At 45.2% G+C, this 7,023-nt stretch carries 3 protein-coding genes; 2 read left to right on the top strand and 1 reads right to left on the bottom strand.

The genetic code is table 11. The annotated features are described in order from the left end of the window. Positions 1 to 346 precede the first annotated feature (346 nt). Positions 347 to 1,438: a chemotaxis-specific protein-glutamate methyltransferase CheB gene (gene cheB / locus PN499_RS09825; RefSeq protein ID WP_272031653.1), complete on the top strand. Its 1,092-nt coding sequence runs from the start codon at positions 347 to 349 to the stop codon at positions 1,436 to 1,438. Positions 1,439 to 1,581: 143 nt separating this feature from the next. Here cheB and PN499_RS09820 read toward each other — a convergent pair whose 3' ends face one another. Then, on the bottom strand, positions 1,582 to 1,968 hold the full coding sequence (locus PN499_RS09820) for a response regulator (protein WP_007353134.1): 387 nt from the start codon (positions 1,966 to 1,968) through the stop codon (positions 1,582 to 1,584). Between the two features lie 739 nt (positions 1,969 to 2,707). Between PN499_RS09820 and PN499_RS09815 the strand changes: the two genes are divergently transcribed. Next, on the top strand, positions 2,708 to 7,021 hold the full coding sequence (locus PN499_RS09815) for a PAS domain S-box protein (RefSeq protein ID WP_272031652.1): 4,314 nt from the start codon (positions 2,708 to 2,710) through the stop codon (positions 7,019 to 7,021). Positions 7,022 to 7,023: the final 2 nt, after the last annotated feature.

Genomic DNA, 7,023 nt, shown 5'->3' with positions numbered 1-7,023 from the left:
CTATCAAGACTACTAATTATCAAGAATTAGGAAAAGCCATAGAGTTTGCGTTCGGACAAGTTACATCGTCAAATATTTTTAACTGGTTTACACACTGCTGTTATTGTACCTCATCTTTTTGAGAAAGGCTATAGCACTCATTGTTATAGTCTAATTTCCGATATAATTTTAGCTGTGAATACAGGAATTACCCATCACTAACGTCAACGCACCGTCTCGACGCTAAGAATAATGCTCCAAGAGCGATGCTACAAACAATTTTGGGTAATTTTTAGAATATCTAAACTTACTCTGCGACTGTAGGATACAGTAGTAACTAGCACTGAAAAACCAGCCAAAATCGACTATGATGGCTCCTATTCGGGTTCTGTTAGTAGAGGATTCCCCCGTTGTCCTCATTGTCCTTAAAAGAATATTTGCCTCGTCACCCGAAATTGAAGTTGTTGGAACCGCTTGCAACGGTTTAGAGGCATTGGAAGCGATCCCCAAAGTCCAGCCAGATGTGATCTGTACTGATTTTCACATGGCTCAAATGGATGGTCTGGAATTCATCAAGGAAGTGATGGCTAAGTTCCCGCGACCGATTTTAGTAATCAGTGCTTCAGTTCAGGCAGAGGATACTTATAATGTATTTCAGTTGCTAGAAGCTGGAGCAGTCGATGTTTTTCCTAAACCTACAAGCGGATTAGTCTCTGATTATGAAAGGCTCAGGCTGGAATTGACTGCAAAAATTAAAATCCTCTCAGGGGTTAAGGTATTCACGCGGCATCAAAGGAAAGGAGGAACTCTTGAGCAGGTGAGAGGGGGAGAGCGGATAATTACCAATTACCAATTACCAACAACCAATTACCAATTACCAATTACCAATTACCAATCCAGAGTTATTAAAATTTTAGCTATTGGCGCTTCTACTGGCGGCCCCCAAGCTTTGCACAAGATTATTTCCCAGTTACCAGGTAAATTTCCAGTGCCAGTAATTTGCATCCAGCACATCAGTGAAGGATTTTTAAAAGGTTTGGTAGATTGGTTAGCTTCGGGGTCTAAACTACCAGTTAAAATTGCTAATAGTGGGGAAAAACCGCAAGCAGGTACTATTTATTTCCCCCCAGAAAAGCGCCATTTAGAGTTAGACAAAGTAGGCCGATTTATTTATTCTACTGCGCCGCCTGTAGGGGGGCACTGCCCCTCTGTGACGGTGACATTTAAATCAGTAGCTAGTTTCTACGGTCGGACGGCGGCGGGTGTGCTGCTGACGGGAATGGGGAGAGATGGTGCGGAGGGAATGCTGGCGATCGCGCAAGCTGGAGGTCTGACAATCGCCCAAGATGAAGCTAGCTGCGTAGTCTTCGGAATGCCTAAAGAAGCGATCGCCCTCAATGCTGTCCAGCACGTATTGCCAATCGGCGAGATCGCTCCTTTGCTACTCAGTAAGATATAACTAGGGGCTAGGGACTAGGGGCTAGGGGAATAAGAGAATAAGGGAATAAGGGAAGAGAATCAAGGGTGGAAGGAAATCAGAACTTCCTAGCCACCTTGGTAGTTGCTATAGTTAACAAACAGTTAACCGTTAACAGTTAACCGTTAACAGATATTAACAAACTTGCCCACAACTACACGCAGTTTCTCAGCATCGAAAGGCTTGGTCAAATATTCCGTTGCTCCCGCCAAACGTCCCTGTACCTTATCAAAAGCTCCATCTCGCGCCGTCAGCATCACGATCGGTAATTTATGAAACTGAGGTAAACTGCGTACCGTGCGGCAGAGTTCCAACCCATCAATACCCGGCATCGAAACATCCAACAACAACACGGCTACCTTTTCATGGTAAATCATCGACAAAGCATCCACTGCATTGTCCGTTACCAACACCCGAAAATCTTTGCCTAACGCCTGTTTCACAAGTCCTTGCATAACAGTGCTATCATCCACTGCTAAGATAGTCGGCATCAAACTTTCACTTCCAGGCATATTTATCCCCTCACTCTATTTATAGTTCGCGACATAACTAACTACAGTTGATATAAATGCTTAGAATACCTATTTACCATTCGATAGCGGTAAATTGTCTATTCACATGATATGATGTAATAGCCATCGCCAAGAACTAGCTGATAATTTCCTACTAGAGATTGAAATCAAACCGCGATTGAAATTAAAAGATACTAGGCTGGCTCATCCCTGTTCTTCCCAAGCGTCCGCTCCTCTATGCCGCTACACTAGCACTATAATTATATTAAATTATGTAAATAAATTTAACACTTCTGCAATCTGCTCACTTAAACTTAGCAGCTACGACCTTGAAAGTCGGTAAGGCTGGCTGAAATTGGTAGAGATATTGTTGGCGCTCCTCACTCCTGAGCCGATAACCTAGCGGCCGTAAACTTAAAGATGGGTCAGTTAGAATATAATCAAAATAATAAAAAAATTAAGTTGATATAATCGTGGTCTAGGCTTGAAATAGATAAGCCCCCAACAAAGTTTAACAAGTGGCTCAAAAATCCCTAATCCCTAAAGAGTTCAATTGTATCTATATTTGGTATCAGTGGTGTTCTTGCTCAAACGAGTATAACTTCCAACGTCATTCAAGGCGTTAGAGGCAATCTCAGTTTCACTCGTCCCAACTCTCCTCCAAAATACAGAATTAGACCTAATGCTTGTCCAAAAGTTATTAAAAAAGGTGGATTTCCAATTGGAGGAGAAGTTATAAATGAAAGCACTATCGCTAAGTAATCACAAAGTGTTCAGGCTCGACGACCTCCGTCTATATCAGCTCCTCGGCTCTGCTCCCGAAGCTTCCTTCGACGATCTGACGATCTTGGCTGCTCATTTATGCCAAGCTCCGATCGCTTTCATCAGCTTTCTTGATGCTAACCACCAGTGGTTAAAGTCAGAAGTTGGCATGGAGGAAGGAACCGCACACCGTTACCTAGATTTCTGCGAACACGCCATTAGGCAGAATCGGGAGAGACAAGAGGGAGAGCAGACTTCCCCTTTCCTCCCCCAAACAGAGACAGCATTCGCGAGTGCAAATACTCACAACCACTTAGCGATCGTGCCGGATGCCTCAACAGACAAGCGGTTTGCCAATCATCCTCTCGTCACCTCCAACCCTGGGGTAAAATTTTATGTTGGTCTGCCGATTGTCGCTCCCGAAGGACTAACTCTAGGAATATTGTCTGTCATGGACTTTACGCCGCGAGAATTGACAGAAAATGCTAGAAATGGACTTCAAGCATTAGCTCGGCAAGTGGCTGGCATGGTAGAATTACGGCGTAAATTAGTCAATCTGGGAGGCAAAGTTCTCAGGCTCGAAGACATCATCAACGATCGCAAAGAAGTTTGGGAGGTAGTGCGATCGGAGCGCGATTTCTTTTCCACCGCACTCAACACCGTCGGTGCATTAGTCGTGATTCTCGATACAAATTTTAAAATTGTCCGCTTTAACCGCACCTCCGAGCGCGTAACTGGCTACTCAGCTTCCGAGGTAGAAGGCAAATATCTCTGGGAATTATTTGAGGTTGCTGAGAATTCCGAATTAAAATCAACTTTCGAGGCGCTTCGCAACAATAAAGACAGCAATTTAGATAGACAACTGCCCAAACAATACGAAAACTACTGCCAAACAACCGACGGCTCTCGCCGCTGGATTGCCTGGTCGAATACAACGATCGAAGACGCAAAAGGTATTGTAAAATATATAATCTGCACGGGGATCGACATCACAGAGCGGCGGGCAGTGGAAGCGGAAATTCATAAATCCCAAAAGTTACTCAAATTGATCGTCGAAAATATTCCCCATACAATTTTTGTCAAAGAAGCGCAAAAACTGACATTTGTTAGCTTCAATCAAGCCGGAGCAGAACTGCTCGGCTATGAGAAAGAACAATTAATTGGCAAGAACGATTATGATTTTTTCCCGAAAACAGAAGCAGATTTTTTTATAAGTAAAGACCGGGAAGTTTTGGCCAATGGTCAGATGTTAGATATTCCGGAAGAGCAGATCCAAACTAAAAATAAGGGTTTGAGAATACTGCATACTCAAAAAATACCTATTTTCGATGAAACAGGAAAACCAGAATATTTATTAGGCATTTCTGAAGATATTACCGAAGGCAAACAAGCAGAGGAAACTTTGACCTTGCTGGAGCGTGCGATCTCAGCCAGCAGCAACGGCATCGTGATTACCGACAATACTCAACCAGACAACCCAATTATTTACTGTAATGCAGCCTTTGAAAAAATGACAGGCTACTCCAGCTCAGAAGTAATTGGACGCAACTGCCGATTTTTACAATCTACAGATGCCGAAAGTGAAAAAGCCCGCCAAAAAATTCGGGAGGCTCTGCGCTTGGAGCAAGAATGTCATGTAATTTTAAAGAATTATCGCAAAGATGGGACTTATTTTTGGAATGAACTAGCAATTTCCCCAGTCAGAGACTCAAGGGGTCGCTTGACGCATTTTGTTGGCGTGCAAACTGATATCACCGATCGCAAACAAGCAGAAGAAGCACTCAAAGAAAGTGAGGAACGCTACCGCTTGTTAGCAGAAAACTCCACAGATTTGATTTCTCGGCACACACCAGAAGGAATTTACCTCTATGTTTCCCCAGCTTGCCATACTTTACTGGGATACACCTCCGAAGAAATGGTAGGACGTTCAGCTTACGAGTTTTTCCATCCAGAAGATTTAGCCGCGCTGCAAAAAATCCATCTCCACACCTTAAACTCTAGAGAAATTTACACCATTAGCTACCGCATTCGCCGCAAAGATAGTAGCTATATCTGGTTTGAAACTACTTGTCACTCGATTTGGGATCTAAATAGCCAGAGAGTACAACAACTGGTAGCAGTCTCGCGAGATATCACCGAACGCAAGCTTACAGAGGCTTCGTTGTGGGAGCGATCGCGCCTGTCAATCTTGGAAGCTGAGGTAGGCGCAGCATTAGGAGGTGGCGGGACAATATCCGCAATCCTGAATCTGTGTACAGAGGCGATGATACAGCACCTTGACGCTACAGGTGTAGGTATCTGGACTTTTAACCAACAGGCCAAGCAGTTAGAGTTGCAGGCTTCGTCAGGAGTGGGGACGGGGGATTGGGCGAACTTCTGGTATCCTGAAGAGGGCAAAAGGCAGAAGGAAGAAGGCAGAGGAAAGGGGGAAAGGGGGAAGGGGGAAGAGCAAACGCAGGAATTGTTGACTCTTTTAACTCAAAATGGCGTTGGCGTAGCCTACCCCCAAGGTTTAACCTTGCCAGGAACGAACCCATCTCTGGACGCTCAAAACTCTCTAAACTCTTCTAATTCAAAACCGGTAAGCATTGCCAGTACAACGAAACCATCTCAAAACCGGGAAGGATTCTCTGGTGGGAAGCAACCTCTAACAAATCAAAACTCCTTTGCTTCCGCAGCAGTCCCGATTACTTATCCGTTAATTGTGGAAGAACGGTTAGTGGGGGTAATGGCTCTGATCGCTAGTAAACCTGTGACGGAAGGCGTGCGAGAGGTGCTGGGGTGGGTAGCTTTAGCGATCGCAGTGGCGATCGATCGGGTGAAAGCCCGGGAAGAACTTAATAGCCGCCGCGAGGGTTTGCTGTTCCGTCTGGCGAGTCAAATTCGGGATTCCCTCGACCTCGATACTATCTTAGGAACGGCTGTGAATGAGATTCGCAGTTTGTTACAGATCGATCAGTGTCATTTTCTGTGGTATTTGCCGGGAGGGACGCATCAGTTGAGTTTTGCTGTCACCCACGAGGCGGGGAATCCCAAATTACCGCATCGACTTTTGGAGTATCCGCCAGCACAAGTGAATTTGCTAGCCGAGAAAATTCGCGATCGCCAGACTGTAAGGATTGATGATGTAGAATTGGACACTGATTTAGACCCCGAAATCCGGGCTTTTTTACGCAGTACCCAGATCTCATCGCAACTGCTGCTACCATTGGAAACGCGATCAGGTCAATTGGGGGCGGTGGTTTGCAATCACTACAGCGGCCGCCGGGATTGGAAGGATTCGGAAGTGGAATTACTGCACGCTGTAGTCGATCAATTGGCGATCGCGATCGACCAAGCAGAACTTTATGCTCAAACCCGCGCTGCGGCCTTGGCGGCTCAAACTCAGGCATTCCACCTCAGCGATGCTTTGCAGAGTTTGCAGCAAAAAGAAGCTCAGCTCATCCAGAATGAAAAAATGTCTTCTCTGGGTCAAATGGTAGCAGGTGTCGCCCATGAGATTAATAATCCCGTTAATTTTATCTATGGCAATCTGACTTACTGTGAGGAGTACGTTAAAGATATCTTGCAAGTGTTACGCATTTATCAGAAACACTACCCCAATCCGGTTCCAGAAGTTAAAGCTTTGACCGAAGCGATCGATCTAGATTTTTTGGTCGAGGATTTGCCGAAAATCTTATCTTCAATGGAGATGGGTGCTGAACGGATTCGCCAGATTGTGCTCTCTCTGCGGAATTTCTCGCGGCTAGATGAGGCTGAAATGAAGCCGGTTGATATCCACGAAGGAATTGACAGCACTCTACTGATTTTGCACAACCGCTTGAAATCTAAGGGTAAGAATTCGGGAATAGAGATAATTAAGGAATTGGGGATTTTGCCGAGAGTAGAGTGTTATGCGGGACAGTTGAATCAAGTGTTTATGAATGTAATTGGGAATGCGATCGATGCTTTGGAAAATCAACCAGAACCTCGGACAATTAGGATTATGACTGGGGTGATGGCTGGGGAAGAGTTTTCTCAATCTGCCTTCCCCAATCCTGAATATGTGGTGATTCGGATTCAGGACAGCGGGGCAGGAATTAGCGATAAAGTCAAAAATCGCCTGTTTGACCCTTTCTTTACTACGAAGCCCGTAGGTAAGGGTACTGGCTTAGGCTTGTCGATTAGCTACCAGATTGTGGTAGAGAAACACGGCGGCATTTTCAAGTGTATCTCCGAGCCGGGGCAGGGAGCGGAGTTTTGGATTCAGATCCCGGTGCGGCCGCCATACCATCTCCGACCTCAAAGTTAAGC

This window comes from Kamptonema animale CS-326, assembly GCF_028330895.1.
Taxonomy (GTDB): Bacteria; Cyanobacteriota; Cyanobacteriia; order Cyanobacteriales; family Microcoleaceae; genus Kamptonema; species Kamptonema formosum.
This window is presented reverse-complemented; position numbering and strand designations above follow the sequence as displayed.

Bases quoted from the DNA above. Each gene is read 5' to 3' on its own strand.
- PN499_RS09815 (WP_272031652.1), top strand. From the start codon at position 2,708: ATGAAAGCACTATCGCTAAGTAATCACAAAGTGTTCAGGCTCGACGAC.
- PN499_RS09820 (WP_007353134.1), bottom strand. From the start codon at position 1,968: ATGCCTGGAAGTGAAAGTTTGATGCCGACTATCTTAGCAGTGGATGAT.
- cheB (WP_272031653.1), top strand. From the start codon at position 347: ATGATGGCTCCTATTCGGGTTCTGTTAGTAGAGGATTCCCCCGTTGTC.